Origin of the sequence: Pseudomonas oryzagri (genome assembly GCF_020831405.1) — a bacterium.
GTDB lineage: Bacteria > Pseudomonadota > Gammaproteobacteria > Pseudomonadales > Pseudomonadaceae > Geopseudomonas > Geopseudomonas oryzagri.
In genome coordinates, this window is record NZ_JAJHPU010000043.1 from 377,853 (window position 1) to 403,760 (window position 25,908).

At 66.4% G+C, this 25,908-nt stretch carries 24 protein-coding genes and 1 pseudogene; 18 read left to right on the top strand and 7 right to left on the bottom strand.

Annotated features, from left to right (window positions below; translation table 11 throughout):
* Positions 1-57 precede the first annotated feature (57 nt).
* The 6 genes and pseudogenes from ispF to rpoS all read left to right on the top strand — a co-directional run.
* Positions 58-531, top strand: a complete 474-nt coding sequence (ispF, locus tag LMJ29_RS18375) for a 2-C-methyl-D-erythritol 2,4-cyclodiphosphate synthase (protein WP_229606969.1) — start codon at positions 58-60, stop codon at positions 529-531.
* Positions 528-1,598, top strand: coding sequence for a tRNA pseudouridine(13) synthase TruD (gene truD / locus LMJ29_RS18380; RefSeq protein WP_229606970.1), 1,071 nt, complete (start codon positions 528-530; stop codon positions 1,596-1,598). The genes ispF and truD overlap by 4 nt, the downstream gene beginning before the upstream one ends.
* On the top strand, positions 1,586-2,332 hold the full coding sequence (gene surE / locus LMJ29_RS18385; RefSeq protein WP_229606971.1) for a 5'/3'-nucleotidase SurE: 747 nt from the start codon (positions 1,586-1,588) through the stop codon (positions 2,330-2,332). Before truD ends, surE begins: the two co-directional genes overlap by 13 nt.
* Before the next feature lie 32 nt (positions 2,333-2,364).
* Positions 2,365-3,000 carry a protein-L-isoaspartate(D-aspartate) O-methyltransferase gene (locus LMJ29_RS18390; protein ID WP_229607232.1) on the top strand — a complete coding sequence of 212 codons (636 nt, stop codon included), beginning with the start codon at positions 2,365-2,367 and terminating at the stop codon, positions 2,998-3,000.
* A gap of 29 nt (positions 3,001-3,029) precedes the next feature.
* A complete protein-coding gene (locus LMJ29_RS18395) occupies positions 3,030-3,872 on the top strand; it encodes a peptidoglycan DD-metalloendopeptidase family protein (protein WP_229606972.1) in 843 nt (280 codons plus the stop codon).
* 250 nt (positions 3,873-4,122) lie between these two features.
* Positions 4,123-4,986, top strand: a pseudogene (rpoS, locus tag LMJ29_RS18400) (RNA polymerase sigma factor RpoS); the annotation flags it as partial.
* A gap of 780 nt (positions 4,987-5,766) precedes the next feature.
* Here rpoS and LMJ29_RS18405 read toward each other — a convergent pair.
* Positions 5,767-6,621: a sulfurtransferase gene (locus tag LMJ29_RS18405; protein ID WP_229606974.1), complete on the bottom strand. Its 855-nt coding sequence runs from the start codon at positions 6,619-6,621 to the stop codon at positions 5,767-5,769.
* Between the two features lie 146 nt (positions 6,622-6,767).
* On the opposite strand from LMJ29_RS18405, the gene rnd reads away from it, so the two are divergent.
* The 5 genes from rnd (at position 6,768) to LMJ29_RS18430 (ending at position 10,964) form a co-directional block, all read left to right on the top strand.
* On the top strand, positions 6,768-7,886 hold the full coding sequence (rnd, locus tag LMJ29_RS18410) for a ribonuclease D (RefSeq protein ID WP_229606975.1): 1,119 nt from the start codon (positions 6,768-6,770) through the stop codon (positions 7,884-7,886).
* A gap of 8 nt (positions 7,887-7,894) precedes the next feature.
* Positions 7,895-8,188, top strand: a complete 294-nt coding sequence (locus LMJ29_RS18415; RefSeq protein WP_229606976.1) for a YcgL domain-containing protein — start codon at positions 7,895-7,897, stop codon at positions 8,186-8,188.
* Positions 8,189-8,366: 178 nt separating this feature from the next.
* Positions 8,367-8,816: a YcgN family cysteine cluster protein gene (locus LMJ29_RS18420; protein ID WP_229606977.1), complete on the top strand. Its 450-nt coding sequence runs from the start codon at positions 8,367-8,369 to the stop codon at positions 8,814-8,816.
* 50 nt (positions 8,817-8,866) lie between these two features.
* On the top strand, positions 8,867-10,090 hold the full coding sequence (locus tag LMJ29_RS18425; RefSeq protein ID WP_229606978.1) for a M61 metallopeptidase family protein: 1,224 nt from the start codon (positions 8,867-8,869) through the stop codon (positions 10,088-10,090).
* 337 nt (positions 10,091-10,427) lie between these two features.
* A complete protein-coding gene (locus tag LMJ29_RS18430) occupies positions 10,428-10,964 on the top strand; it encodes a hypothetical protein (RefSeq protein ID WP_229606979.1) in 537 nt (178 codons plus the stop codon).
* Positions 10,965-11,011: 47 nt separating this feature from the next.
* On the opposite strand, the gene LMJ29_RS18435 is transcribed toward LMJ29_RS18430, so the two are convergent.
* Entirely contained in the window at positions 11,012-13,051 is a 2,040-nt protein-coding gene (locus LMJ29_RS18435; RefSeq protein WP_229606980.1) for a S9 family peptidase, read from the bottom strand.
* A gap of 74 nt (positions 13,052-13,125) precedes the next feature.
* Between LMJ29_RS18435 and LMJ29_RS18440 the strand changes: the two genes are divergently transcribed.
* Complete coding sequence (locus tag LMJ29_RS18440) at positions 13,126-13,560, top strand: MFS transporter (RefSeq protein ID WP_229606981.1); 435 nt, start codon at positions 13,126-13,128, stop codon at positions 13,558-13,560.
* Between the two features lie 28 nt (positions 13,561-13,588).
* Complete coding sequence (locus LMJ29_RS18445) at positions 13,589-14,368, top strand: class II glutamine amidotransferase (protein ID WP_229606982.1); 780 nt, start codon at positions 13,589-13,591, stop codon at positions 14,366-14,368.
* Between the two features lie 73 nt (positions 14,369-14,441).
* Here LMJ29_RS18445 and LMJ29_RS18450 read toward each other — a convergent pair whose 3' ends face one another.
* The 3 genes from LMJ29_RS18450 to cysK all read right to left on the bottom strand — a co-directional run bounded on the left by LMJ29_RS18450 (position 14,442) and on the right by cysK (position 17,694).
* A complete protein-coding gene (locus LMJ29_RS18450) occupies positions 14,442-14,648 on the bottom strand; it encodes a cold-shock protein (protein WP_090348816.1) in 207 nt (68 codons plus the stop codon).
* Between the two features lie 214 nt (positions 14,649-14,862).
* A complete protein-coding gene (gene aceK, locus LMJ29_RS18455) occupies positions 14,863-16,584 on the bottom strand; it encodes a bifunctional isocitrate dehydrogenase kinase/phosphatase (RefSeq protein ID WP_229606983.1) in 1,722 nt (573 codons plus the stop codon).
* Between the two features lie 135 nt (positions 16,585-16,719).
* Positions 16,720-17,694: a cysteine synthase A gene (cysK, locus tag LMJ29_RS18460; RefSeq protein WP_229606984.1), complete on the bottom strand. Its 975-nt coding sequence runs from the start codon at positions 17,692-17,694 to the stop codon at positions 16,720-16,722.
* Positions 17,695-17,853: 159 nt separating this feature from the next.
* Here cysK and LMJ29_RS18465 point away from each other — a divergent pair, with 159 nt between their 5' ends.
* The 5 genes from LMJ29_RS18465 to LMJ29_RS18485 all read left to right on the top strand — a co-directional run bounded on the left by LMJ29_RS18465 (position 17,854) and on the right by LMJ29_RS18485 (position 22,282).
* Positions 17,854-18,699 carry an AAA family ATPase gene (locus tag LMJ29_RS18465; RefSeq protein ID WP_229606985.1) on the top strand — a complete coding sequence of 282 codons (846 nt, stop codon included), beginning with the start codon at positions 17,854-17,856 and terminating at the stop codon, positions 18,697-18,699.
* Between the two features lie 10 nt (positions 18,700-18,709).
* Entirely contained in the window at positions 18,710-19,105 is a 396-nt protein-coding gene (locus LMJ29_RS18470; RefSeq protein WP_229606986.1) for a GFA family protein, read from the top strand.
* A 10-nt stretch (positions 19,106-19,115) separates the two neighbouring features.
* A complete protein-coding gene (locus LMJ29_RS18475; protein ID WP_229606987.1) occupies positions 19,116-20,297 on the top strand; it encodes a vWA domain-containing protein in 1,182 nt (393 codons plus the stop codon).
* Between the two features lie 365 nt (positions 20,298-20,662).
* Positions 20,663-21,616 (top strand): DMT family transporter, encoded by a 954-nt coding sequence (locus LMJ29_RS18480; protein ID WP_229606988.1) that lies wholly within the window; start codon positions 20,663-20,665, stop codon positions 21,614-21,616.
* Positions 21,617-21,667: 51 nt separating this feature from the next.
* Positions 21,668-22,282, top strand: coding sequence for a tRNA-uridine aminocarboxypropyltransferase (locus LMJ29_RS18485; RefSeq protein WP_229606989.1), 615 nt, complete (start codon positions 21,668-21,670; stop codon positions 22,280-22,282).
* Between the two features lie 36 nt (positions 22,283-22,318).
* Here LMJ29_RS18485 and LMJ29_RS18490 read toward each other — a convergent pair whose 3' ends face one another.
* Positions 22,319-23,674 carry an HlyD family type I secretion periplasmic adaptor subunit gene (locus LMJ29_RS18490; RefSeq protein ID WP_229606990.1) on the bottom strand — a complete coding sequence of 452 codons (1,356 nt, stop codon included), beginning with the start codon at positions 23,672-23,674 and terminating at the stop codon, positions 22,319-22,321.
* Positions 23,675-23,684: 10 nt separating this feature from the next.
* Entirely contained in the window at positions 23,685-25,844 is a 2,160-nt protein-coding gene (locus LMJ29_RS18495; RefSeq protein ID WP_229606991.1) for a type I secretion system permease/ATPase, read from the bottom strand.
* Positions 25,845-25,908 lie beyond the last annotated feature (64 nt).

Below are 25,908 nucleotides of genomic sequence, written 5' to 3' on the forward strand. Positions count from 1 at the left end.
GGAGTAGCGGCCTGTCCTGTAGAATTGCGCCCTGACTTTTCCAGGGCGTTTTTCCATATGCGTATCGGCCACGGCTACGACGTGCATCGCTTCGGCGAGGGCGAGTTCATCACCCTCGGCGGCGTGCGCATCCCCCACAAGTTCGGGCTCATCGCCCACTCCGACGGCGACGTGCTGCTGCATGCGCTGAGCGATGCGCTGCTCGGCGCCGCGGCGCTCGGTGACATCGGCCGCCACTTTCCGGATACCGACCCGCAATTCAAGGGCGCCGACAGCCGTGCCCTGCTGCGCCACGTGGTCGGTCTGGTGCAGAACAAGGGTTGGCGGGTCGGCAACGTCGACGCCACCATAGTCGCCCAGGCGCCGAAGATGGCGCCGCACATCGAGGCCATGCGCGCCCATATCGCCGCCGACCTGCAGGTCGAGCTCGACGCGGTCAACGTCAAGGCCACCACCACCGAGAAGCTCGGCTTCACCGGCCGCGAGGAGGGCATCGCCGTGCATGCGGTGGCCCTGCTGCTGCCGCGATGAGCGAGGTTCTCGACGAACTGGCCCTGCTCGGCCCGACCGCCTGGGGCGCGCCCTGCGGCTCCGCGCTGCTCAAGCACACGGCCGAGGACTTCCAGGTCAACGAGGTGCTCGACATCCCGCTGTCCGGCAGCGGCGAACACCTCTGGCTGTGGGTGGAGAAGCGCAATCTCAACACCGAGGAGGCCGCGCGGCGGATCGCCCGTGCCGCCGGCGTACCGCTCAAGGCGATCAGCTACGCGGGGCTCAAGGATCGCCAGGCGCTGACCCGCCAGTGGTTCAGCCTGCACCTGCCGGGCAAGGCCGATCCCGATCTGGCCGCCGCCGAGGGCGATGACCTGCGCATCCTCGAGCGCACCCGCCATTCGCGCAAGTTGCAGCGCGGCGCCCATGCCGCCAACGGCTTCATCATCCGCCTGACCGCCCTGCAGGCCGATCATGCGGCGCTGGAGGAACGCCTCGCGCAAATCGCCGCCGGCGGGGTGCCGAACTACTTCGGCCTGCAGCGTTTCGGCTTCGACGGCGGCAACCTGCACGAGGCGCGCCACTGGGCGGCGCAGGGCAGCCTGCCAGAGCAGCGCAACCGCCGCTCGCGGGTGCTGTCGGCGGCGCGCAGCCATCTGTTCAACCGGGTGCTGGCGGCACGGGTGGCCGAGGGCAGCTGGAACCATGCCCGTCCCGGCGACCTGCTGGCGTTCACCGACAGTCGCAGCCACTTCCTGGCCGGCGAGACCGAGTGCGCCGATCCGCGTCTGGCCGCGCTGGACCTGCATCCCACCGGGCCGTTGTTCGGCCGCGGCGAGCCGTCGACCGCAGGGGCGACGCTGGCTCTCGAGCAGCAGGTGCGCAACGAGCACGCGGCCTTGGTGAACTGGCTGGCAAATGCCGATCTCGAGCAGGAGCGGCGCATCCTGCGGCTCCCCATCGGCGACCTGGCATGGCATTATCACGGCACTGACACCCTGCAACTGGAATTCGTCCTGCCGGCTGGCTGTTTCGCAACCGTGGTGGTGCGCGAACTCGTCCGGCTGATGCCGAATGGACCTACGGAAACCCCATGCGCTTATTGATCGCCAACGATGACGGCGTATACGCCCCCGGGATAGTTGCGCTGCACGACGTACTGGCCGACTACGCGGAGTGCGTGGTGATCGCTCCCGATGCCGACCGCAGCGGCGCGAGCAGCTCGCTGACTCTCGACCGCCCCTTGCATCCCCAGCGCCTAGGCAATGGTTTCATCAGCGTCAACGGTACGCCTACCGACTGCGTGCACCTGGGACTCAACGGCCTCCTCGAGTACATCCCGGACATGGTGGTGTCGGGGATCAACCTGGGCGCCAATCTCGGCGACGACGTGCTGTATTCCGGCACGGTGGCGGCCGCGCTGGAAGGCCGTTTTCTCGACAAGCCGGCGTTCGCCTTCTCGCTGCTGTCGCGCCTGCCGGACAACCTGCCGGCCGCCGCGCATATCGCCCGCCGCCTGGTCGAAGCGCACGAGCAGCTCGACCTGCCGCCGCGCACGGTACTCAACGTCAATATCCCCAACCTGCCGCTGGAGCGTATCCGCGGTGTGCAGCTGACCCGTCTCGGCCACCGTGCCCGAGCGGCGGCGCCGGTCAAGGTGGTCAATCCGCGCGGCAAGGAAGGCTACTGGATCTCGGCAGCCGGCGATGCCGAGGATGGCGGAGCGGGCACCGACTTCCACGCGGTGATGCAGGGCTATGTATCGATCACCCCGTTGCAACTGGATCGGACCTTCCACGAAGCCTTCCGCGGCCTGAGTATCCTGGAGAACCTGCTTTGATTACGGACGACCTGCAGCGCCGCGGCATCGGCATGACCTCCCAGCGTACCCGCGAGCGCCTGATCCAGCGCCTGTACGAGGAGGGGTTGAGCAATGCCCACGTGCTCGAGGTCATCCGGCGTACGCCGCGGCATCTGTTCGTCGACGAGGCGCTCGCCCATCGCGCGTACGAGGACACCGCCCTGCCGATCGGCCACAACCAGACCATCTCGCAGCCGTTCATGGTGGCGCGCATGACCGAGTTGCTGCTGGCCGGTGGCCCGCTGGACAAGGTGATGGAGATCGGCACCGGCTCCGGCTATCAGACCGCGGTGCTGTCCCAGTTGGTTGAGCGGGTGTTCTCCGTCGAGCGCATCCAGCCGTTGCAGGACCGCGCCAAGGAACGGCTGCTCGAACTCAATCTGCGCAACGTTGTCTTCCGATGGGGCGATGGCTGGGAAGGCTGGCCGGCGCTGGCGCCGTACAACGGCATCATAGTCACCGCCGCCGCTGCCCAGGTACCGCAGGCGCTGCTCGATCAACTGGCTCCGGGCGGACGCCTGGTGATCCCGGTCGGTAGCGGCGACGAGCAGCAATTGATGTTGATCGTCCGCGAGGGCGCCGGTTTCACCCGCCAAGTTCTCGATTCCGTGCGCTTCGTCCCCCTGCTGAGTGGTACGGTGTTCTGATCCGCATTCCCTGTTTTACGGAAAAATCGATGCGAAATTCTTTCCTGTCCCTGCGCCTGTGCGGCGGCATCTGCGCGAGCCTGCTGCTGGGCGCGCTGGCGGGGTGTGCGACTTCCAGCGGTACCAGTCAGAGTATCGAAACGCGCCCGACCGCCGCCCCGACCCGCCAGCCGGTGACCCAGGGGCAATACCGCGTGCGCCGTGGCGACACCCTGTACTCGATCGCCAACCGCCATGGCTGGGACTGGCAGCCTCTCGCCCAGTACAACGGCATCGAGCCGCCATACAGCCTTCGGGTCGGGCAGGTGATCCGCTTCGGCAATTCCAAGGCGTCGAAAGCGCCAGCCGCGGCGGTTACCCCGGTGACGCCGGCCGTTGCTGCGGCCCCGGCAGCGACGCCCACCCAGCCCACCACGGCAGTTGCCCCGGTCGTCGTCACTTCGCCGGCCCAGTCCGCCGGTTCGGCAACTTCCGTCAGCAGCGCACCGGCGGCGATATCCCCGAGTGGCTGGGGATGGCCGGCCAATGGGCAAGTGATCGGCCTGTTTTCCTCAAACAGTAGTTTGAATAAAGGTATTGATATAGCCGGCGACTTGGGACAGCCTGTTTACGCCGCGTCGACTGGGAGTGTGGTGTACGCGGGAAGTGGACTCAGGGGATACGGCGAGCTCGTTATCATTAAGCATAGCGACACTTACGTCAGCGCCTACGGTCATAACCGTAGGTTGTTGGTTCGGGAGGGGCAGCGGGTCAAGGCCGGGGAGAAGATTGCCGAAATGGGATCAACGGGGACGGACCGGGTCAAACTGCATTTCGAGATTCGCCGTCAGGGAAAACCCGTAGACCCATTGCAATACCTGCCGCGTCGCTGACCTGTCACCTTTTGCCGATAGCGTAAGTCAACGGACCCAACTGGCCCCGTCAGGGGCGGAAGGGCGCGTTGTCGAACTCAGCAAAGGGACAGTAGAAATGGCCATTACAAAAACAACGCCGGAGTTTGATGCTGACGATGAATTGCTCCTTCTGGAGTCAAGCGTCATTCCGGAATTGCTTGCGTCTGAAGGACCGGACAGTGAAGAAGGCAATAGCGAGCCATTCAGGGGCTCGGCCAAATCTGGGGGTGGTCGGCAGCACAAGTTTGTCGATTACAACCGCGCTCTTGATGCTACTCAACTGTATTTGAATGAAATCGGCTTCTCTCCCTTGCTGAGCCCGGAAGAAGAAGTCCACTTCGCCCGCATGGCCCGCCGTGGCGAGGCTGCGGGACGCAAGCGCATGATCGAGAGCAATCTGCGCCTGGTGGTGAAGATCGCCCGCCGCTACGTCAATCGCGGCCTGACCCTGCTCGATCTGATCGAGGAGGGCAATCTCGGTCTCATTCGCGCCGTGGAAAAGTTCGATCCCGAACGCGGCTTCCGCTTCTCCACCTACGCGACCTGGTGGATCCGCCAGACCATCGAGCGCGCGATCATGAACCAGACGCGCACCATCCGCCTGCCGATCCACGTCGTCAAGGAACTCAACGTCTACCTGCGGGCCGCGCGCGAGCTGACCCAGAAGCTCGACCACGAGCCGACCGCCGAGGAAGTCGCTCTGTTGCTGGAGAAGCCGGTGACCGAGGTCAAGCGTATGCTCGGTCTCAACGAGCGGGTGACCTCCGTTGACGTTTCCTTGGGGCCGGACTCGGACAAGACCCTCCTGGATACCCTGACCGACGATCACCCCACCGATCCATGCGAACTGCTGCAGGACGAGGATCTCGGGCAGAGCATCGATACCTGGCTGTCCGATCTGACGGAGAAGCAGCGGGAGGTGGTCATCCGGCGCTTTGGTTTGCGCGGCCATGAGAGCAGCACCCTGGAGGAGGTCGGTCGGGAGATCGGGCTGACTCGCGAGCGGGTACGGCAGATCCAGGTCGAGGCGCTCAAGCGTCTGCGCGAGATTCTGGAAAGCAACGGCTTGTCGAGCGACGCGCTGTTCCAGTGAGCGGGACCGTCTCCATGGCTGGCAGGGAAGAAGCCAGGCGTTTCAGGCATTGATGCCGCAGGAGGTGTGAGTTTGGATCGCGCTTATGCAAAAACCCCGACCCCGTTCGGGGTTTTGCTTTTCTGGGCAGCACCTTTTAAGGAGCGCGTGGTGGAGGGCTTTTTCTGAGCTGATGGTCAAAATTCCTCGCCCGGCTCCATCTTCCAGTTTCACGGTTGAACAGCAGGATAGGGATGTTGTTCAGTGGGGTTCACAACGTTGGGAAAATTGGCGCAGGCTGGTGTAAGTCGATGCTTACACGGCGTGTAGGTTGGAGGCGGAATATGGCAGCTGTTATAACCGCTTTTTTCCTGCGTGAATTTATAAGATATTGTTTTTGAAGGATTATTTTCTCTGCAAAAGCAGTGAAGCAGAAGGTCGTGGCGGTCTGTGTCCGCTTGCAGGGGCTGCTGGGTGAAGTAATATCAACTTGCGCTCACGGACGAACGCAACCGGCAAGGAAGCCGGTAAGGGACACCGCAGGACGCGGTCCACTAGGATGGTGGCGAGGGACTAAAGAATAGGCGGGGAAACCCGCCTTTCTTTATTTCTGCTGCAAAAATCTTCCTGCTTCCTGCTTCCTGCTTCCTGCTTCCTGCTTCCTGCTTCCTGCTTCCTGCTTCCTGCTTCCTGCTTCCTGCTTCCTGCTTCCTGCTTCCTGCTTCCTGCTTCCTGCTTCCTGCTTCCTGCTTCCTGCGCCTTCTCTCGCCGGTGCTTTGCTCCTTTCCCGCGATCGCTCTTTCAGGCTTCCTTCACCACCGGTCGGCTTGGATCGGTAATCCATTCGCTCCAGGAACCGGCATACAGGCGTGCCAATGGATAACCGGCCAGGCACAGGGCGAACAGGTTGTGGCAGGCCGTCACACCCGAACCGCAATAGGCGACCAGTTGCTCCGACGAGCGATTGCCGATCACCGCGGCGAAACGCTGATGGAGGATCTCGGCCGGCAGGAAGCGGCCGTCATCGCCCAGGTTGTCGATGAAGGGCGCGCAATACGCTCCCGGAATGTGCCCGGCGACCGGGTCGATCGGTTCGACTTCGCCACGAAAGCGCGGCAGGCCGCGAGCATCCAGCAGGGTCAGTTCGGGATCGATCAGTCGGGACAGCAGCTCTTCGGCTTCGACGACCAGTTCGGAATCGGGTTTCCCCTCGAAGTTACCCTTGGGCGGATGGGGCAGTTCCTGGCTCAGCGGCAAGCCGGCGGTCTGCCAGGCGTTCAGCCCCCCATCGAGCAGATAGACGCCCTCGCGCTTCCCCATCCACAGCAGCAGCCACCAGGCGCGTGCCGCGAAGGCTCCGGGACCGTCGTCGTAAAGCACCACCTGGCTGTCGTTGTGCACGCCCCAGTCGCGCAGGCGCTGGATCAACTGCTCCGCGTTCGGCAGCGGATGGCGCCCGGTCTTGCCTGGCACCACCGGAGCGGACAGGTCGCGTTCGAGGTCGGCAAAGCAGGCGCCAGGCAGGTGCCCGGCCGTATAGGCGCGGCTGCCCTGGTTCGGGTCTTCCAAGGCAAAGCGACAATCGAGAATCACCAGTCCCGGCTGACCCAGGCGCGGGGCGAGGTCTTGCGGGGTGAGGAGGCGGGCGAGTGACATGGTAGGCGGCTCCTTGGGGTAGGGCGGGCCTTCCAAGCCCGCGATGGGGCACAGCTTAACCTGCGCCGGAGCCGCTGCGCAGAGCGGATTCATGGGTGAAGCGGCGGTCTGTCGCGGTATACTGCGATTTTTCGCAGGAGATCCCCGTGTCCGCTATCGATATCCGTTGGATACTGGATGATGCGACTCTGGCGGCGTGCTGTCGCGAGTGGCGCACCCGGCCGTTCGTCGCCCTGGATACCGAGTTCATGCGGGTCGACACCTTCTATCCGATTGCCGCGCTCGTGCAGGTTGGCGATGGCGAAGCTGTGTGGCTGATCGATCCGCTGCGTATCCAGGATTGGGCGCCGTTCGCCGCGTTGCTGGAGGACGCGGCGGTGGTCAAGGTGTTGCACTCCTGCAGCGAAGATCTGGAGGTGTTCCGCCGCCTGACCGGCAGCCTGCCCCAGCCCCTGTTCGACAGCCAGCTGGCCGCCGGCTACCTCAACATCGGCTTTTCCATGGGCTACTCGCGCCTGGTGAAGGAGTTGCTCGGCATTGAGCTGCCGAAGGACGAGACCCGTTCCGACTGGCTGGTGCGTCCGCTCAGCGAGATGCAGGTGCGCTACGCCGCGGAGGACGTACAGCACCTGTGCGAGGTCTACCGCGAACTGGATGGTCGGCTGAGCGCGGAGAAGCGCGCCTGGTTGCTGGAAGATGGCGCAGAACTGGTCGCCGCCCAAGGCGTCGAGGTGGACCCGCAGGACGCCTGGCGCGAGGTCAAGCTGGCCTGGCGGCTCAATCCGCAGCAACTGGCCGTGCTGCGCGCGCTATGCGCCTGGCGCGAGGAGCAGGCGCGCAGCCGCAACCTGCCGCGCAATCGCATCCTGCGCGAGCGCTCGCTGTGGCCGCTGGCGCGGACCCGCCCGCGAGATGTCGGCAGCCTGGCGGCCATCGAGGACATGCATCCGCGTACCGTGCGCCAGGATGGCGAGACCATCCTGCGCCTGATCGCCGAGGCGGCCGCCCTGCCGCCCGAGCAGTGGCCGTCGCAGCTGCCCGAACCCTTGCCGCTCGAGGTTTCGCCGCTGCTCAAGACGCTGCGCGCGGTGGGCCAGCGCGAGGCTGAGCGCCTGCAGATCGTGCCCGAGTTGATGCTGCGCAAGAAGGTGCTCGAGGCACTGCTGAAAACCGGCTATCCCGCCGGCCCCTATACCCTTCCGGATTCCTTGCGTGGCTGGCGCCGCGCGCTGATGGGCCAGGCCCTGCTCGATACCCTGGCTTGAGGTTGACGATGAAACGTATCTGCTCCATCTACAAAAGCCCGCGCAAGCGCGAGATGTACCTGTACGTCGACAAGCGCGAAGCGCTGACGCGTGTCCCCGAAGCATTGCTGAGCGTGTTCGGTGCCCCGCAGCATGTGTTCGACATGCTGCTCACCCCCGAGCGCAAGCTGGCCCGCGAGGAAGCCGGCCAGGTGCTGGAGAACATCGAGAAGCAGGGCTTCCACCTGCAGATGCCGCCGCCGGAGGAGGAGTACATCGAGCACCTTCCCGAGGAACTGCTACGCCGCAACGATCCGGTCTGACGCAAAACTTCGGCAAGCCCCTGAGGGGTTGGCCAGGGGCAAGGAGCAGGGCGTCAAGATAGGCAAGTAAGTCCGAGCGCCGCCCCGGTCTGGGCGGCGGTCCGTCGGTTTGTCGACTCCGTACTTGGCCGCATGGGGGTGTCCCGCTAGACTGCCGCACCCCGCCCGGAGTCCCGCCATGGCCGCCAAAACCGAACCCTTCTGGATCCGCAAGACCCTCGACCAGCTCGACCGCGAGGAGTGGGAGTCGCTGTGCGATGGCTGCGGCCTGTGCTGTCTGCAGAAGCTCGAAGACGAGGAGGACGGCAGCGTCTATTACACGCGTATCGCCTGCAAGCTGCTCGATCTGCAGACCTGTCGCTGCAGCAACTACGCCGAGCGCAAGCGTTATGTGCCCGACTGCATCCAGCTCACCGCGGACCAGGCCGACCAGTTCCGCTGGCTGCCACCGACCTGCGCCTACCGCCTGGTGGCCGAGCGCAAGGACCTGCTGCCCTGGCACCACTTGGTCTGCGGCGATCCGCAGGCGGTGCACGAGGCGCGTATCTCCCAGGCTGGGCGCATGCTCAGCGAATCCAGCGTCGCCGAGGACGACTGGGAAGACCATCTGATTTTTCGCGCCGGTTGAACCTGCCGCAGCGCGCAGAATCAAACTTCCCGGCATAAGGAGATTCATTCATGTTGCAAGGTTTCAAGCCCTGCTGGGCGGTGCTGCTTTGTGGCCTGGCAGCGCCCTTGGCGGCGGCGCAGCGGGTCGATCTGGACTATCAGGTGCGCTTCCTGCCGGACAGCGACCAGGCTGAGGTCAGCCTGATCCTGGAGCGCGGCGAGGCGGTCAAATACTTCGACTTCTCCTTGGGCGATGAGGGCGCCTACAGCGACTTCAAGGCCGAGGGCGACTGGCAGCAGAGCAGTCCCGAGCACGGCGTCTGGCGCCCGCAGGCCGGCAAGGCGCGGCTCAGCTACCGGGTGAAGATCAGCCATCCGCGCGACAACGGCCGTTTCGACGCGCGGATGACCCCGGATTGGGCGCTGCTGCGCGGCGACGACCTGGTGCCGGCGGCCAAGCTCAGCCTGGAAGACGGTACCGATCTGGTCAGCCGCGTGCAGTTCGAGCTGCCTGAGGGCTGGAAGGGTATCGAGACCGGCTGGCCGCGCATCGGCAAGAACCGCTTCCGCATCGACAATCCCGAACGGCGTTTCGACCGCCCCACCGGCTGGATCCTGGCCGGCAAGCTCGGCGTGCGGCGCACCACCCTCGGCAAGACCGAAGTGGCGGTGGCCGCGCCGGTGGGCGAGGGGCTGCGCCGGATGGACATACTCACCCTGCTGACCTTCGTCTGGCCGCAGGCGCAGGCGGTGTTCCCGCGCGAGCCGGAGAAACTGCTGATCGTCGGCGCCGGCGAGCCGATGTGGCGCGGTGGGTTGTCCGCCGCCAATTCGCTGTTCATGCACAGCGACCGGCCGCTGGTCAGCGAGAATGGCACCAGCTCGCTGGTGCACGAGCTGGTCCACGTGTTCAGCCGGATCAGCGACACCGACCGTAGCGACTGGATCAGCGAAGGGCTGGCCGAGTACTACGCCATCGAGCTGATGCGCCGTGCCGGTGGGTTGAGCGAGGAGCGCCACAAGAAGATCCGCGAGCAGCTGGTCCGCTGGAGTCGCAAGGTCACCAGCGTGCGCGGCGAACAGGCCACCGGGGCGGTGACGGCGCGGGCCGTGCTGCTGCTGCAGGATCTCGACGCCGAGATCCGCAAGGGCACGGGTGGCGAGCGCTCGCTGGACGACGTGACCCGCGGCCTGATGCGCCTGAAGAAGGCCAGCACCGACGATTTCGTGCAGATCAGCGAGAACGTCCTGGGCGGGCCATCGCAGGTGCTGGATAGCCGCCTGCTGCGCTGACCCTTCATCGGCTGGGAAGAGGCTCCGTGTTTCGACACGGGGCCTTTTTTATGCGCGCGCCAATCGGCTGCGATCGAGCGAAGGGTTGGCGTGGTTGAGGCGGGCGTCGTCGAAGGCGCAGGGCAATGGGGAGAGGCAGGCCAAGCTTACGACCAAGGGCAAGGCAGAGTGGCGAGTTTCGATATTTTCGCCGGCTTCCGGTTGGTGGCGTCGTAGTCCGGGCCCCGCGTTCCGGTCGAGCGAGCATTTGTCATCTGGCTGCCATCCAGCCTTCATCGGTCGGTCATCGAATTGCGGCAACGTGCCAGCCCATCATAAAACGCCAACAGGAGTTGCCATGTCCCTTCTCAAGCCGCTGTCCTTCGCCGTGCTGGCCGCGACCCTCACCGCCTGCGCCGCGCCGATGCAGGCAGCCAAGCAGGAGCCGCTGAACAACGAGGACTGGTATCAGGTGCGCACCGATACCCAGGTCTTCGTCTTCGATGACTACCAGGTGTTCAAGGACTTCCTGGCCACCGGCAAGGCGCCGGTCCTGCGCACGCTGGAGGAGAAGGACCCGGCCGGCCAGGAGCTGATCCTCGCCCTGCGCGCCGAGGACGAAGGCAAGGCGCTGGAGAAGATTTCCGCCTACCGTTTCCTCAAGGTTGCCCAGCCGCCGGCCGACCCCTTCTACGGCGAGGTGCGCAAGGACGGGAAGATCTTCGTGTTCAAGCGCTACGGCGACATGCAGGACGCCATCAAGCTGGGCGAGCCGATCTTCCGCTACACCGATATCGGCGGCGGCCCGGACGGCAAGACGGTGATCTACGGTCTGCAGAAGGAAGAAGGCCGTCCGGAGGCGACCATCAAGCAGTTCAAGACCAAGCACATGTAAGACGGCTGGCCGCGTCGGGGGCGCCATGCTCCCCCGCGCGGCGCGGTTCAGACCAGCCCCAGTACCTTGAGCAGGAAGGCGTACTCCAGCGCCGCGTCCTTGAGCGCCTGGTAGCGCCCGCTCATGCCGCCGTGGCCGGCGGCGAACTCGGTCTTCAGCAGCAGCGGGCGCTCGTCGATCTTGCTCGCGCGCAGCTTGGCCACCCACTTGGCCGCCTCCCAGTACTGCACCCGACTGTCGTGGTAGCCGGCTACTGCGAGGATCGCCGGATAGGCTTGGGCGGTGACGTTCTCGTAGGGCGCGTAGGCCCTGATCCGCGCGTATACCTCGGGCTCGCCGGGATCGCCCCACTCGTCGTACTCGGTCACCGTCAGCGGCAGCTCGGGATTCTGCATGGTGTTGAGGATGTCGACGAAGGGCACCTCGGCGATGGCGGCGGCGAACAATTCCGGCCGCTGGTTGAGCACCGCGCCGATCAGCAGGCCGCCGGCGCTGCCGCCACTGATCGCCAACTGCGCCGAGCTGGTGTAGCCGTCGGCAAGCAGTTTTTCCGCGCAGGCGATGAAGTCGCCGAAGGTGTTCTGCTTGTGCTCCAGCTTGCCGGCCAGGTACCAGGCCTCGCCCAGCTCGCCGCCGCCGCGCACGTGGGCGATGGCGAACAGGAAACCGCGCTCCAGCAGGCTCAGGCGGGCGTGGGAGAACCAGGGGTCGAGGCTCTCGCCATAGGCGCCGTAGCCGTACAGATACAGCGGCGCGGGACACTGCGACTGCAGGACGTCGCGGCGGCCGACCAGGCTGATCGGCACCAGGGTGCCGTCGGCGGCGCGGGCCCACACACGGCGACTCTCGTAGGCGTCGGCGTCAAACGGGCCTTCCACCGGAGTCTGCTTGAGCACCGACTGTGCACCGCTGGCCAGCTCCAGCTGGCGGATCTGCGCCGGGCGGTTGAGCGCCTCGTAGCGCAGGCGGATCACCGGGCTGTCGAACTCCAGATGGTCGTAGACGTGCAGGCTGTAGGCGGCGTCCGGCAGCTGCACGCGATAGGGCGCGCCGCCGGCGGGCAGCACCTCGATCACCGGCAGGCCGTTGTCGCGCAGACCGAGGGTGATGGCGCCGGCGTTCAGACTGACTTCTTCCAGCATCAGTTCGCTGCGGTGGGACACCAGTTCCTGCCAGTGGGTGCGGGTCGGTGCTGTCTCTTCCGCTTGGTACAGAGCAAAGTTGATCCCCGCCTGGTTGCTGCGGATCACCCAGCACCAGCGGCCCTCCACCTGGCCGTGGTCGGGGTAGTACTCGTGGCCTTCCTCACGCGGTGCCAGGCACTGGAATGCGTCGTCGGGCCGCTCGGCATCCAGTACCCAGGCCTCGCTGGTCGTCTTGCTGGCCAGCAGCAGGATCAACTGGCGTTCGGAGCTTGCGCGGTGGCAGCCGAGGAAGAAGCGCCCGTCGCGCTCCTCGAACACCAGCGTGGCGCCGTCCTCGCCGAGACGGTGGCGATACAGCTTGTGCGGGCGGTGGGTGTCGTCCAGCTCGCCGAAGAACAGCGTGCGGCTGTCGTTGGCCCAGGTCATGCTGCCGTCGCAGTCGGCGAAGGGCAGGGCACTGACCGCGCCGCTCTGCAGGTCCTTGACGTACAGCTGGTAGACCTCGTCGCCCTGGGTGTCCAGGCTGTAGGCCAGGCGGCTGTGGTCGGGGCTGATGCTGAAGGCGCCGAGCGCCAGGTAGCCGTCGCCGGCCAGGGCGTTGGGATCGAGCAGCAACTGCTCGGCGGCTGCGTCGATGCTCAGCGAGCCGTCGGCCGGGCGCGGGCAGCGATAGTGACGCGGGTATTCCTCGCCGGCGGTGGTGCGTTGGTAGTACAGCCAGGGGCCCCAGGGCGAGGGCAGGGACAGGTCGGTCTCACGGATGCGCGCGCGGATCTCCTCGAACAGCTGCTCGCGCAGCTGCGCCTGGTCGGCGAGCTGCGCCTCCAGCCAGGCGTTCTCGGCGTGCAGGTAGTCGAGCACTTCGGCGCTGTCGCGCTGCTCCAGCCAGGCGTAGGGATCGGCGCCGTCCTGGCGGCGGGCGATGGGCGGGGTGGTGGACATCGGTTGACCTTGCGCGCGGCTGCGGGGAAAAGCCGCTATCATAAGCGCCCTGATTCCGCCGCTGCCATGCACCGATGACTGAACAAGACTATCTCCTCGCCTGGGCCGTCTACGCCGTTGCCGCCCTCGGTTGCCTGCTGGTCGGCTGGCATATCACCGGCTGGCTGTGGCGCTGGCTGCGCGAGCCGTTGCGGGTGGTGATCGGCGTGCTGCTGTTCACCCCGACCCTGGTCGAGCCGGCCCGCGAGCTGTATGCCCCGGCCATCGCCATTGCCGCCCTCGATGTGCTGTTCAAGGTCGGCAGCAACGTGTGGCGCGCCGCCACCGACCTGGCCACCGTCGGCATGGTCGCCATCGCCCTCTATCTGGTCTTCGCTGCCCTGCGCTGGCCATTGCAGCGCTGGCTCCGGCAGCGCCATGTGGCCGCCGCTGCCGAGCGCGAGCCGACCATGAGCGAGCTGCTCGAGGGCCGCGCGCGCAGCGACGGGCGCATCGAGCCGCGGGCCTGAGCCCGCTTACCGTCAGGAGACTCTCGCCATGTGCGAACTGCTGGGCATGAGCGCCAACGTTCCCACCGACATCGTCTTCAGTTTCACGGGGCTGATGCAGCGCGGCGGGCGCACCGGGCCGCACCGTGACGGCTGGGGCATCGGCTTCTACGAAGGCCGCGGCCTGCGCCTGTTCCAGGACCCGCAGGCGAGCAGCGAGTCCGAAGTCGCGCGCCTGGTGCAGCGCTATCCGATCAAGAGCGAGGTGGTGATCGGCCACATCCGCCAGGCCAACGTCGGCCGGGTCGGTCTGGCCAACACCCACCCGTTCGTGCGTGAGCTGTGGGGACGCAACTGGTGCTTCGCCCACAATGGCCAGCTCGCCGGCTTGGCGCCGCCCACGGGCTTCTACCGCCCGGTGGGCGACACCGATAGCGAGACGGCCTTCTGCGACCTGCTCAACCGGGTGCGCCTGGCCTTCCCGGAGCCGGTGGAGGTCGAGCAATTGCTGCCGGTCCTGGTGGCGGCGTGCCGCGAATACCGCACGCTCGGCGTATTCAACGCGCTGCTCAGCGATGGCGACTGGTTGTTCAGCTTCTGCTCCACCAAGCTGGCGCACATCACCCGTCGCGCGCCTTTCGGTCCGGCCCAGCTCAAGGACGCCGACGTGGTGGTGGATTTCCAGGCGGAAACCACGCCGGACGACGTGGTGACGGTGATCGCCACCGAGCCGCTCACCGCCAACGAGAACTGGAGCCGCTACCAGCCGGGGCAGTGGCTGCTGTGGCGCAGTGGCGAGTTGCTGGCCTGCGGTCAATTGACTGGCTGAGCTCCAGGACTGCGAATTGCAGGCATAAAAAAACCCGGCTCGAGAGCCGGGTTTTTTACATACAGATCAGCGATTAGCCGATGACCTGGATGTTGGAAGCTTGCTTGCCCTTCGGACCGGTGGTCACTTCGAAGGAGACTTTCTGGTTTTCGGCCAGGGTCTTGAAGCCCTGAACGCGAATTTCGGAGAAGTGGGCGAACAGATCATCACCGCCATCGTCCGGCTTGATGAAACCGAAGCCTTTGGTGTCGTTGAACCACTTAACAGTGCCAGTTGCCATTTCGTGCAATTCCTTGGTGTTGATTTGTTGCTGGACCGAAGTCCACGGGTGTGGAATCAAGATATCGAGAATGACGGACTGACGTACTGATTCAGTGCGTTCACAGCTGACGTATTCCGCCTTGACCAACGACTTCACTTTGCCCGTTCCGTTGCGGCATGGCAAACAATTTTTGTCGGGCCCGGAAAAATTCATTTTGCACCCTGGCCCGTGCTCAGGCCCCATGGGCCGCCTGCTGCGGGCGTCGATAGGGGAACACGTCGATCACCTTGCCGGCGCGGATCGCCTCCTGCAGCCCCTGCCAGTAGGCGGCCTGGAACAGGTCGCCGTGCAGTTCGGCGAACAGTCGCCGCAGCGCCGGATCGGCGAACAGGAAGGTGGGGAATTCCTCGGGAAACACATCGTTGGGCGCCACCGAATACCAGGGTTCGGAGGACATTTCGTCCTCCGGATAGCGTGGCGGGGGAATGCGTCGGAAGTTCACCTCGGTGAGGTAGGAGATCTCGTCGTAGTCGTAGAACACCACCCGGCCATGCCGGGTGACGCCGAAGTTCTTCAACAACATGTCACCGGGGAAGATGTTGGCGGCGGCCAGTTGCTTGATGGCCATGCCGTAATCGTAGAGCGCCTCGCGGGTCTGCGTCGGGCTGGCGGTTTCCAGGTAGAGGTTCAGCGGCGTCATGCGCCGCTCGGTCCAGCAGTGGCGGATGCGCACCAGCTCGCCCTCCACGCTGATGGTCGAGGGCGCCACCTCGAGCAGCTCGGCCAGGCAGTCGGGGGCGAACTTGCCGACCGGGAAGCGGAAGTCGGCGAACTCCTGGGTGTCGGCCATGCGCCCGACCCGGTCGACGCTCTTCACCAGGCGATAGCGGTCGATCACCGTGCGGCGATCGACCGTCTTCGACGGCGAGAAGCGGTCCTTGATCACCTTGAACACGGTATTGAAGCCGGGCAGGGTGAATACCGTCATCACCATGCCGCGCACGCCGGGAGCCATGACGAAGCGGTCGTCGCTGCCGGCCAGATGGTTGAGCAGGGCGCGGAAGAACTCCGACTTGCCGTGCTTGTAGAAGCCGATCGAGGTGTACAGCTCGGCGATGTGCTTGCCGGGCAGGATGCGCTTGAGGAAGGCGACGAACTCCGCCGGAATCGCCACGTCCGCCATGAAGTAGGAGCGGGTGAAGGAGAAGATGATCGACACCTCGGCCTCGTCGGTGATGATGGTGTCGCTCTCGATGCCCCGTCCCTCGCTGTGGATCAGCGGGATCACCAGCGGCCAATGCTCGTCGCGGGTGTACAGACGGCCGACCAGGTAGGCGCCCTTGTTGCGATAGAGCACCGGGTTGACCAGTTCCAGGGTCAGCTGCGGGTCCTTGCATACCCAGTCCGGCAGGTTGCTGCGCAGGATATCCTCGAGCTTGGCCAGGTCCCCCTCGAGATCGTGGTAGGGCACGTCGAAGCGGTAGTCCTCGAAGATCTCCGCGAGGGCGCCGCGCAGGTTGCCGTGCGGGATGTATCTGCGTACCTGGGGCAGCGCAGGCTGGTTGCGCAGGGCCGGGCGGGTGGTGTGGACGAACATGTTGCCGTCGTTGATGCAGTCGTGGCTGAGCAGGCTGCAGAAGATCGAGTTGTACCAGGTCTCGGCCAGCTCGTCGTCGAAGCGCGGGTCGATTAGGCGGATGTAGGCGCTCTTGATCAGCGGCCAGATCTGCACGTCGAGCAGTTCGCCTTCGGGAAAGCGCTTGCGCAGGTGCTCGGCGACCGCGTTGACCTTCTCCTCGTAGAGGTCGATACGCGCGGCGGCTGCGCGTTGCGCCTCCTGCCACTGTGCCTGCTCGAAGCGGGCCTGGGCGCCGTCGGTGATGCGGCGGAAACCGTCGCGGTAGTCGTCGAAGCCTTGCAGGATGCTCTGGGCGATTTCGGCGGCTTGCGGCATGGGGAGCTCCCGACGGCTGGGCTGAGCGTGCAGCTTAGCCACTGCGGGGGAGGTTGGGGAAGCCTGCGCAAGTACTGGGCGGCTCGGCCGCCGGGAGGAGGGGAGGTGCCGGCGCCTGGCGCCGGCACCCGGTATTTACTGTTGCAGCTCTTGTTCGCCGAACAGACCGTCGAACAGCATGGAGGACAGGTAGCGCTCGCCGGAGTCGGGGAGGATCACCACGATGGTCTTGCCCTGCATCTCCGGCTCCTGGGCGATGCGCACCGCGGCGGCCATGGCGGCGCCGCAGGAGATGCCACAGAGGATGCCTTCCTCGCGCATCAGGCGCAGGGCCATTTCCTTGGACTCGTCGTCGGTAACCGTCGCCACGCGGTCGACCACCGACAGATCGAGGTTCTTCGGCACGAAGCCGGCGCCGATGCCCTGGATCTTGTGCGGGCTGGGCTTGACCTCCTGGCCTGCCAGGGTCTGGCTGATCACCGGCGAACCGGCCGGCTCCACCGCCACCGAGAGGATCGGCTTGCCCATGGTCTTTTTGATGTAGCGCGACACGCCGGTGATGGTGCCGCCGGTACCGACGCCAGAGACCAGCACGTCGATGGCGCCGTCGGTGTCGTTCCAGATCTCCGGGCCGGTGGTCTGCTCGTGGATCGCCGGGTTGGCCGGGTTCTCGAACTGCTGCAGCAGCAGGTACTGCTCGGGGTGGGCGGTGGCGAGTTCGGTGGCCTTCTCGATGGCACCCTTCATGCCCTTGGCCGCCTCGGTCAGCACCAGCTCGGCACCGAGGGCCTTGAGCACCTTGCGTCGTTCCAGGCTCATCGAGGCCGGCATGGTCAGGACCAGCTTGTACCCCTTGGCGGCGGCGACGAAGGCCAGGCCGATACCGGTGTTGCCGGAGGTCGGCTCGACGATGGTCATGCCCGGCTTGAGCCGGCCGCTCTGCTCGGCTTCCCAGATCATGCTGGCGCCGATCCGGCACTTGACCGAGTAGGCCGGGTTGCGCCCCTCGTTCTTGGCCAGGATGGTCACGCCCTGCGGGCCGAGACGGTTGATGCGGATCAGCGGCGTGTTGCCGATGGCCTGGGCGTTGTCTGCGAAAATGCGGCTCATGTCGGGCCTTCTCCTCCGATGAAAAGTTGAATCGCAACAGCCTATGCCCTCGCCGCGGGAGCGTCCAGCGCCGGCGTTCCCCGTCCGCGGGCCCGCGCGCTATAGTCGGACATTCGCCGCCGGCCCGGCCGGCCACGCATTGCACGAGGATGATTTCCGATGAAGTTCGCAGGTACCGCCTCCTACGTCGCCACCGACGATCTCAAGCTGGCGGTCAACGCCGCCATCACCCTGCAGCGCCCGCTGCTGGTCAAGGGCGAGCCGGGCACCGGCAAGACCCTGCTCGCCGAAGAGCTGGCCGGGGCGCTGGGCACCCGGCTGATCACCTGGCATATCAAGTCGACCACCAAGGCCCACCAGGGCCTCTACGAGTACGACGCGGTAAGCCGCCTGCGCGATTCGCAGCTGGGCGTCGACAAGGTCCACGACGTGCGCAACTACATCAGGAAGGGCAAGCTGTGGGAGGCCTTCGAGGCTGACGAGCGGGTGGTCCTCTTGATCGACGAGATCGACAAGGCCGACATCGAGTTCCCCAACGACCTGTTGCAGGAACTCGACCGCATGGAGTTCTTCGTCTACGAGACCGGCGAGACGATCAAGGCCCGCCAGCGGCCGATCATCATCATCACCTCCAACAACGAGAAGGAGCTGCCGGACGCCTTCCTGCGCCGCTGCTTCTTCCACTACATCGCCTTCCCCGACCGCGCCACCCTGCAGCGGATCGTCGACGTGCACTTTCCCAGCATCCGTCAGGAACTGGTGCAGGAGGCGCTGGAGATCTTCTTCGACATCCGCAAGGTGCCGGGGCTGAAGAAGAAACCGTCGACCTCCGAGCTGGTCGACTGGCTCAAGCTCTTGATGGCCGACCAGATCGGCGAGGCGGTGCTGCGCGAGCGCGATCCGACCAAGGCGATCCCGCCGCTGGCCGGCGCGCTGGTGAAGAACGAGCAGGACGTCATGCTGCTCGAGCGCCTGGCGTTCATGACTCGGCGTGGCAACCGCTGAGGAGCCGGTGATGCATAAAGGCAGTTGCCTGTGCGGCGCGGTGGAATATGCAATCGACGCCGCCATCGAATCCGCCACCCATTGCCATTGCAGTCAATGTCGCAAGGGCCACGGCGCGGCGTTCGCCAGCTACGCCAACGTGCGTCGCGAACACTTCCGCTTCACCCGTGGCGAGGACGCGGTCAGCGAGTTCCAGTCCTCGCCCGGCGTTACGCGTACTTTCTGCCGGCACTGCGGCTCCAACCTGCAATGGTTCGCCGAGCGGCCCTATCCGGAGTGGCTGTCGGTCGCCCTGGGCACGCTGGACACGCCGCTGGAACGCATCGCGCAGAAGCATATCCACGCCGAATCCTGCGCCAGCTGGTACGCGATTGCCGACGACCTGCCGGTCGAAGAGCGCCACTGAGGAAGCCGCCATGCTGCTCAACCTGTTCAACGAACTGCGCGCTGCCAAGGTGCCGGTGTCGCTACGCGAGCTGCTCGACCTGCTCGAAGCGCTCGAGCGCCAGGTGGTGTTCGCCGACCTGGATGCCTTCTACTTCCTGGCGCGCACCACCCTGGTGAAGGACGAGCGCTATTTCGACAAGTTCGACCGCGCCTTCGCCGCCTACTTCAACGGCCTGCAGAACCTCGACGCGGCGCTGCAGGCGCTGATTCCCGAGGAGTGGCTGCGCAAGGAGTTCGAGCGTTTCCTCAGCGCGGAGGACAAGGCGAAGCTGCAGAGCCTGGGCGGCCTGGACAAGCTGCTCGAGGCGTTCAGGGAGCGCCTGGCCGAGCAGAAGGAACGCCACGCCGGCGGCAACAAGTGGGTCGGCACCGGCGGCACCAGCCCGTTCGGTTCCGGCGGCTACCATCCCGAAGGCATCCGCGTCGGCGATGCCGGCGAGCGCCAGGGGCGCGCCGCCAAGGTGTGGGACCAGCGCCAGTACCGCAACCTCGACGACCAGATGGAGCTCGGCTCGCGCAACATCCAGCTCGCCCTGCGCCGCCTGCGCAAGTTCGCCCGCGAGGGCGCGGCCGAGGAGTTCGATCTCGACGGCACCATCGAGCACACCGCGCGCGACGCCGGCCTGCTCAACATCCGCATGCGTCCCGAGCGGCGCAACGCGGTCAAGCTGCTGTTGCTGCTCGATATCGGCGGCTCCATGGACGCCCACGTCAAGGTCTGCGAGGAGCTGTTCTCCGCCTGCCGCACCGAGTTCAAGCACCTCGAGCATTTCTACTTCCACAACTTCGTCTACGAGTCGGTGTGGAAGGACAACCAGCGGCGTGCCGGCGAGCGCATCGCCACCTGGGACCTGCTGCACAAGTACGGCGCCGACTACAAGGTGGTGTTCGTCGGCGACGCCTCCATGGGGCCCTACGAGATCACCCACGCCGGGGGTAGCGTCGAGCACTGGAACGAGGAGCCGGGCTTCGTGTGGATGCAGCGCTTCATGGACACCTTCCGCAAGCTCGTCTGGATCAATCCCTACCCGCAGGACGCGTGGAAATACAGCAGCTCCAACGCCCTGGTGCGCGAGCTGGTGCAGGAGCGCATGTATCCCCTGACCCCGGCCGGCCTGGAGGAGGGCATGCGTTTCCTGGCCGCCAACTGAGCCGCCGCGCCTGGCGGCTGCGGTTCCCGCGGCATGGGCGCTCGTGATGATCGGCGCGCAGGGATTGGCGCGCGTGTCGCGGAGGGGTAGCCGCCAAGTCGCGGATAAGCATCCGGGAGTGCGGGGTCGCCTCGCATCATCGGTTTCAAGGCCCCGACTGCCGGGGCAGGCGCATAAAGCCAATTTGCCGATCCGCGGGGGCGAATTCCTTCACCTTGGCGGTATATTTCGGTGAATAAATCCGCCCCTAGAGCGGATCGACCAGACTCTGAAGCCATTCGCGCGCCCCAGAGCGCCGCGATAACCGTTTTCGGCCGGCCACTCTGCACTCATGCAACGGCCTGCCCCTGCCCGAGGATTTACCGATGTCCGCCACCCGCCGGGGAATGGATGCTTTCGCCTTGCAGCTGATGGTGGTGCTCTGCGCCCTGTGGGGCATGCAGCAGGTGGTGATCAAGCTGGCGGCGGCGGACATGACGCCGCTGTTGCAGGTGGGCCTGCGCTCGGCCATCGCCGCGGTGCTGGTGGCGCTGTTCATGCTCTGGCGCCGCCAGCCGTTCGACCTCGGTGACGGCACCGCGCGCGCCGGTGCGCTGGTCGGCGTGCTGTTCACCCTCGAGTTCCTCACCGTCGCCGAGGCGCTGCGGCATACCAGCGCCGCCCACGTGGTGGTGCTGCTCTACACCGCACCGATCTTCTCCGCCCTCGGTCTGCATCTGCTGTTGCCCGGCGAGCGCCTGCGCCGCCTGCAGTGGGGCGGCATTCTGCTGGCCTTCGCCGGCATTTTCGTGGCCTTCGGCGCGGGCGCGCTGCAGCAGCGATTGTCCTCCGAGGTGCTGCTTGGCGATGTCTGCGCCCTGCTGGCCGGGCTGTTCTGGGGGCTGACCACGGTGGCCGTGCGTTGCTCGCGGCTGGCCGAGGCGACGGCGGCCAAGACCCTGCTCTACCAATTGGCCGGTGCCGCCCTGCTGCTCCTGCCGCTCGCCTGGTTCGGCGGCCAGGCCAGCGAGGTGCGCTTCACCGCGCCGGTGTGGATCAGCCTGCTGTTCCAGGGCGTGCTGGTGGCCTTCGTCAGCTACCTGGCCTGGTTCTGGCTGCTGCGCCGCTACCTGGCCTCGCAGCTTGGCGTGTGCTCGTTCCTGACACCGCTGTTCGGCGTGGCCTTCGGCGTGCTGCTGCTCGACGAGCGTATCGATGTCTACTTCGTCGCTGGCGGGCTGCTGGTGCTGCTCGGCATCAGCCTGGTCAGCGCCGATGGCTGGTGGCGCCGTATCCTGGGGGCTGCGGCGCCGGGCGCACGGGCGGCGGACGGGAAATAGCCGGCCGGCGGAGCGCGCCACCACGGGGGCGGCCGTGCGACAATGCGCGCCATGTCCCGAGCCCGCTGCCCGCGCTGCATGCGCCCGCTGACACACTGCCTGTGTCCGCTGATTCCCCATCTCGAAAGCCGTACCCGGGTGCTGATCCTCCAGCACCCGGACGAAACCGGCCACGCGCTGAACACCGCCCGCCTGGCGGCGCTCGGCCTGGCCAACGCCGAGCTGCGCGTCGGCGAGACCTTTGCAGAATTGCCGGCCGAGCTGGCCGGAGTCGAGGCCTGGCTGCTGTTTCCCGGTGAGACGGCGCTCGGTGTGGAGCGGCTGGCCGCCACGGACGCCGGCGTGCCGGTCGAGCGCTGGCTGATCGTGCCGGACGGCACCTGGCGCAAGGCCCGGCGCCTGCTGCACTGCAACCCCTGGCTGGCGCAGCTGCCGCGCCTGACCTTGGAGGAAGCGCGGCCCAGCCGCTATCGCCTGCGCAAGGCGCCCGGCCCGGGCGCGCTGTCCACCCTGGAGGCCATCGTTGATTGCCTCAACGCGTTGGAGGGGGAGGGGCGCTTCGATGCGCTGCTGCGCCCGTTCGAGGCGCTGATCGACGGGCAGATCGCGGCGATGGGCGAGGACACCTATCGGCGCAACCACCTGGGCGAAGGTCGCTCGGAGTGACGCGGGGGGCATCGGCCCCCGCTGGCGGGACGGCGCTCAGCGCTCGCGCAGGGCCTCGGTGCGTGCCTTGAGCACCGGCTTGAGCAGGTAGTCGAGCACGCTCTTGCGGCCGGTGATGATATCGACGTTGGCCACCATGCCGGGAATGATCAGCAGCGGCTTCTCATCGCTGCCCAGGTGGTTCTTCTCGGTGCGTAGCTGGATCAGGTAGAAGCTGTTGCCTTCCTCGTCGGTGATGGTGTCGGCGCTGATCAGCTCCAGCTTGGCCTTGAGGCCGCCGTAGATGGTGTAGTCGTAGGCGGTGAACTTGACCATGGCCGGCTGGCCGGGGTGCAGGAACGCGACATCCTGCGGGCGGATGCGCGCCTCGATCAGCAGGCTGTCCTCCAGCGGCACGATTTCCAGCAGGTCGCTGCCCGGCTGCACCACGCCGCCGATGGTGTTGACCTTGAGCTGCTTGACGATGCCGCGCACCGGCGACACCACGGCGGTGCGGCTGACGCGGTCCTCGATGGCCCGGCCAGACGCGGTGATCTTGCTCAGCTCGGTACGTGCCGCGTTGAGATCGCCCAGCGCCTCGGTGCGGAACTTCAGCCTGGCTTCCTCGATCTTGCGCTCGACCTCCTTGACCCCCGCTTCGGCGCGCGGGATCGCCAGGGTGGTGGCGTCCAGCGCGCCGCGGGTTTCCACCGCGCTACGACGCAGGCGGAGGATCTCGACCGGGGAGATGGCGCCGCTCTTCACCAGCGGTTCCGACATGTTCAGCTCGCTCTGGATCAGGCCCAGGCTGGAGCGGTATTGCTGCGCCTTGGCACGGAATTCGGCCAGCTCCTGGGTCTTCTGGCGCAGCTGTTCCTGCAGGATGTTGACCTCGCTGGCCAAGCCCTGCTGGCGCGAGCGATACAGCGCCTGCTCGTCGGCAGCCAGCCCGGGGGCCGCCTTGGTGATCTCCGCGGGCAGCTGCAGCTCGCGCCCTTCCGCCTCGGCGCTGAGCCGCTCGACCTTGGCGAGCAAGGCGAGGCGGTCGGCCTCGCTCTCGCTCATGTTGGAGACGAAGCGGGTATCGTCCAGGCGCAGCAGCATGTCGCCCTTGTCCACCACCTGGCCTTCGCGCACGAAGATCTCCGCGACTATGCCGCCCTCGAGGTTCTGGATGGTCTGCAGCTTGCTGGAGGGGATCGCCTTGCCTTCGCCGGTGGTCACCTCGTCGAGCACGGCGAAGTGCGCCCACACCAGGGCGGTGAGGATGAACAGCGCGATCAGCCACACGGTCAGCCGGGTCAGGCGGGTGGAGTCCTCGACCAGCGCGCCCTGGACCTCGGGCATGAACTCGATGTCGTGCTTGCCGTGGCGCGGGCTGAGGTAGTCGCTGATGTTCTGCAGGGCACCCATGATCGCCTCCTCACACCGCTGCCGGGCCGACGCGCCCCTTGCGCAGGGCCTCGATGACCGCTTCCTTGGGCCCATCGGCGACGATCTTGCCGCCATCGAGGACGATCAGCCGATCGACCAGACTGAGCATGGCCGCGCGGTGGGTGATCAGCAGCAGGGTCTTGTTGCGGTTCCACTCGGCGAGGCGGTTGCGCAGGATTTCCTCGCTGCTGTTGTCCATCGAGCTGGTCGGTTCGTCGAGCACCAAGATCGGCGGGTCGAGCATCAGGGCCCGGGCCAGCAGCACCGCCTGGCGCTGGCCTCCGGAGAGCAGCTGGCCGCGTTCGCCGACCGGCCGCTCGAAGCCCTGCGGGTGCTGGCGGGCCAGCTCGCTGACGCCGGTCAGCTCGGCGACTTCCAGCAGGCGCTCGTCGCTGACGTAGCGGGCGCCGAGGGTCAGGTTGCTGCGCAGGGTGCCGGAAAGCAGCGGCAGGTCGTGGGCGACGTAACCGATCTGGTGGCGCAGGTCGGCCACGTCGAGCTGCCGCTGGTCGAGGCCGTCGAACAGGATCTGCCCGTCGCTCGGCGCGTAGAAGCCCATCAGCAGACGGGCCAGGGTGCTCTTGCCCGAGCCGCTGCGGCCGATGATGCCGATCTTCTCGCCGGGGGCGACGCGCAGGTTGATGTCCTGCAGGGCGGGCGAACTCTGCTCGGGGTAGCTGAAGGCGGCCTGGCGCAACTCGATCGCCCCCTTCAGGCGCGCATGCTCCAGCGGCCTTTGCTGGCTGGCGCGCTCCTGCGGCAGGGCCATCAGGGCGTCGGTGCTCTTCATGGTCAGCTGCGCCTGCTGATGGCGGGTGATCAGGCTGGCGATCTGTCCCAGAGGGGCCATGATCCGGCTGTTGAGCATGTAGCAGGCGACCAGCGCGCCGACGCTCAGGTTGCCGGCGATGATGCTGTAGACCCCGGCGACGATCACGGCCATGCCGGCCAGCTGCTGCAGGAACAGGGTGCCGTTCAGGGCGATGGCCGAGAGCATGCGGGCGTGGCCGTCCAGGCGGGCCAGCGCGCCGTGGGTGCTTTCCCACTGGTGCTGGCGCTCGCTCTCGGCGCCGCAGCTTTTCAGGGTTTCCAGGCCGCTCAGGGTTTCGATCAGCAGGGCCTGGCGTTCGGCGCCCAGCGCCAGGCTGCGCTGCACGGTGTCGCGCAGGCGGTGCTGGATGACCAGGGCGAACACCGCGGTGATCGGGAAGGCCAGCAGCGGGATGACCACCAGCCAGCCACCGAGCAGGCCGATGACCAGGATCATCAGCAGGGCGAAGGGCAGGTCGATCAGGCTGGTCAGGGTCACCGCGGTGAGGAATTCGCGCAGGCCCTGGAAGTCGTGGATGCTCTGGGCGAAGCCGCCGATGCTGGCCGGGCGCGCCTTCATCGTCATGCCGGTGATGCGCTCGAACAGGGTGGCGGAAAGCACCACGTCGGTCTTCTTGCCGGCCACGTCGAGCAGGCGGAAGCGCAGGACGCGCAGCAGCAGCTCGAACAGCGTGCCGAGCAGCAGGCCGATGGCCAGCACCCACAGGGTGGAAAGCGCCTGGTTGGGCACCACGCGGTCGTAGGTCTGCATGACGAACAGCGGCGCCATCAGACCGAGCAGGTTGATCAGCAGGCTGGCGAGGATGGCGTCGGTGTAGAGGCCTCGGGACAGCTTGAGGGTGTCGCGGAACCAGGACTGCACGCGCGGCACCAGCGGCGTGCGCAGCTCCTCCAGCTCGTGGCGCGGGCGGGCGAACAGCGCCTGGCCGGTGTATTCGTCGGCCAACAGGGCGCGCTCGACCCATTGTTCGCCGCCGGCGGCTTCGCTCGGCAGGATCAGCGCGCGGCCCTGCGCGTCCCATTGGCGCAGCACGGCGCTGCGACCGTCCCGCAGCAGCAGCAGTACCGGCAGATTGAGGGCGGAAATGGCCTCCAGCGGCCGGCGCAGCAGGCGCGCCTGCAGACCGGCGCGCGCGGCGGCACGGGGCAGGAGCTCGGCACTGAGGCGCTGGTCGGCCAGCGGCAGACCGGCGCTGAGACTGGCCCGGCTGATCGCCCGTCCATGCAGCCTGCTGAGGATCAGCAGGCCATCGAGCAGCGGGTCGTCATGAAATTGCCGTTGGTCGCAGGCTTTGCCCACTTGTTCCATGGTCATCATGACGACATCCCCCATCCAGCAAGTGAGTCACTCTTCTTATTGTGGTACTCGTCATGCAGCGTGA

Bases quoted from the DNA above. Each gene is read 5' to 3' on its own strand.
- ispF (WP_229606969.1), top strand. From the start codon at position 58: ATGCGTATCGGCCACGGCTACGACGTGCATCGCTTCGGCGAGGGCGAG.
- truD (WP_229606970.1), top strand. From the start codon at position 528: ATGAGCGAGGTTCTCGACGAACTGGCCCTGCTCGGCCCGACCGCCTGG.
- surE (WP_229606971.1), top strand. From the start codon at position 1,586: ATGCGCTTATTGATCGCCAACGATGACGGCGTATACGCCCCCGGGATA.
- LMJ29_RS18390 (WP_229607232.1), top strand. From the start codon at position 2,365: ATGACCTCCCAGCGTACCCGCGAGCGCCTGATCCAGCGCCTGTACGAG.
- LMJ29_RS18395 (WP_229606972.1), top strand. From the start codon at position 3,030: ATGCGAAATTCTTTCCTGTCCCTGCGCCTGTGCGGCGGCATCTGCGCG.
- LMJ29_RS18405 (WP_229606974.1), bottom strand. From the start codon at position 6,621: ATGTCACTCGCCCGCCTCCTCACCCCGCAAGACCTCGCCCCGCGCCTG.
- LMJ29_RS18415 (WP_229606976.1), top strand. From the start codon at position 7,895: ATGAAACGTATCTGCTCCATCTACAAAAGCCCGCGCAAGCGCGAGATG.
- LMJ29_RS18420 (WP_229606977.1), top strand. From the start codon at position 8,367: ATGGCCGCCAAAACCGAACCCTTCTGGATCCGCAAGACCCTCGACCAG.
- LMJ29_RS18425 (WP_229606978.1), top strand. From the start codon at position 8,867: ATGTTGCAAGGTTTCAAGCCCTGCTGGGCGGTGCTGCTTTGTGGCCTG.
- LMJ29_RS18430 (WP_229606979.1), top strand. From the start codon at position 10,428: ATGTCCCTTCTCAAGCCGCTGTCCTTCGCCGTGCTGGCCGCGACCCTC.
- LMJ29_RS18435 (WP_229606980.1), bottom strand. From the start codon at position 13,051: ATGTCCACCACCCCGCCCATCGCCCGCCGCCAGGACGGCGCCGATCCC.
- LMJ29_RS18440 (WP_229606981.1), top strand. From the start codon at position 13,126: ATGACTGAACAAGACTATCTCCTCGCCTGGGCCGTCTACGCCGTTGCC.
- LMJ29_RS18445 (WP_229606982.1), top strand. From the start codon at position 13,589: ATGTGCGAACTGCTGGGCATGAGCGCCAACGTTCCCACCGACATCGTC.
- LMJ29_RS18450 (WP_090348816.1), bottom strand. From the start codon at position 14,648: ATGGCAACTGGCACTGTTAAGTGGTTCAACGACACCAAAGGCTTCGGT.
- aceK (WP_229606983.1), bottom strand. From the start codon at position 16,584: ATGCCGCAAGCCGCCGAAATCGCCCAGAGCATCCTGCAAGGCTTCGAC.
- cysK (WP_229606984.1), bottom strand. From the start codon at position 17,694: ATGAGCCGCATTTTCGCAGACAACGCCCAGGCCATCGGCAACACGCCG.
- LMJ29_RS18465 (WP_229606985.1), top strand. From the start codon at position 17,854: ATGAAGTTCGCAGGTACCGCCTCCTACGTCGCCACCGACGATCTCAAG.
- LMJ29_RS18470 (WP_229606986.1), top strand. From the start codon at position 18,710: ATGCATAAAGGCAGTTGCCTGTGCGGCGCGGTGGAATATGCAATCGAC.
- LMJ29_RS18475 (WP_229606987.1), top strand. From the start codon at position 19,116: ATGCTGCTCAACCTGTTCAACGAACTGCGCGCTGCCAAGGTGCCGGTG.
- LMJ29_RS18480 (WP_229606988.1), top strand. From the start codon at position 20,663: ATGTCCGCCACCCGCCGGGGAATGGATGCTTTCGCCTTGCAGCTGATG.
- LMJ29_RS18485 (WP_229606989.1), top strand. From the start codon at position 21,668: ATGTCCCGAGCCCGCTGCCCGCGCTGCATGCGCCCGCTGACACACTGC.
- LMJ29_RS18490 (WP_229606990.1), bottom strand. From the start codon at position 23,674: ATGGGTGCCCTGCAGAACATCAGCGACTACCTCAGCCCGCGCCACGGC.
- LMJ29_RS18495 (WP_229606991.1), bottom strand. From the start codon at position 25,844: ATGATGACCATGGAACAAGTGGGCAAAGCCTGCGACCAACGGCAATTT.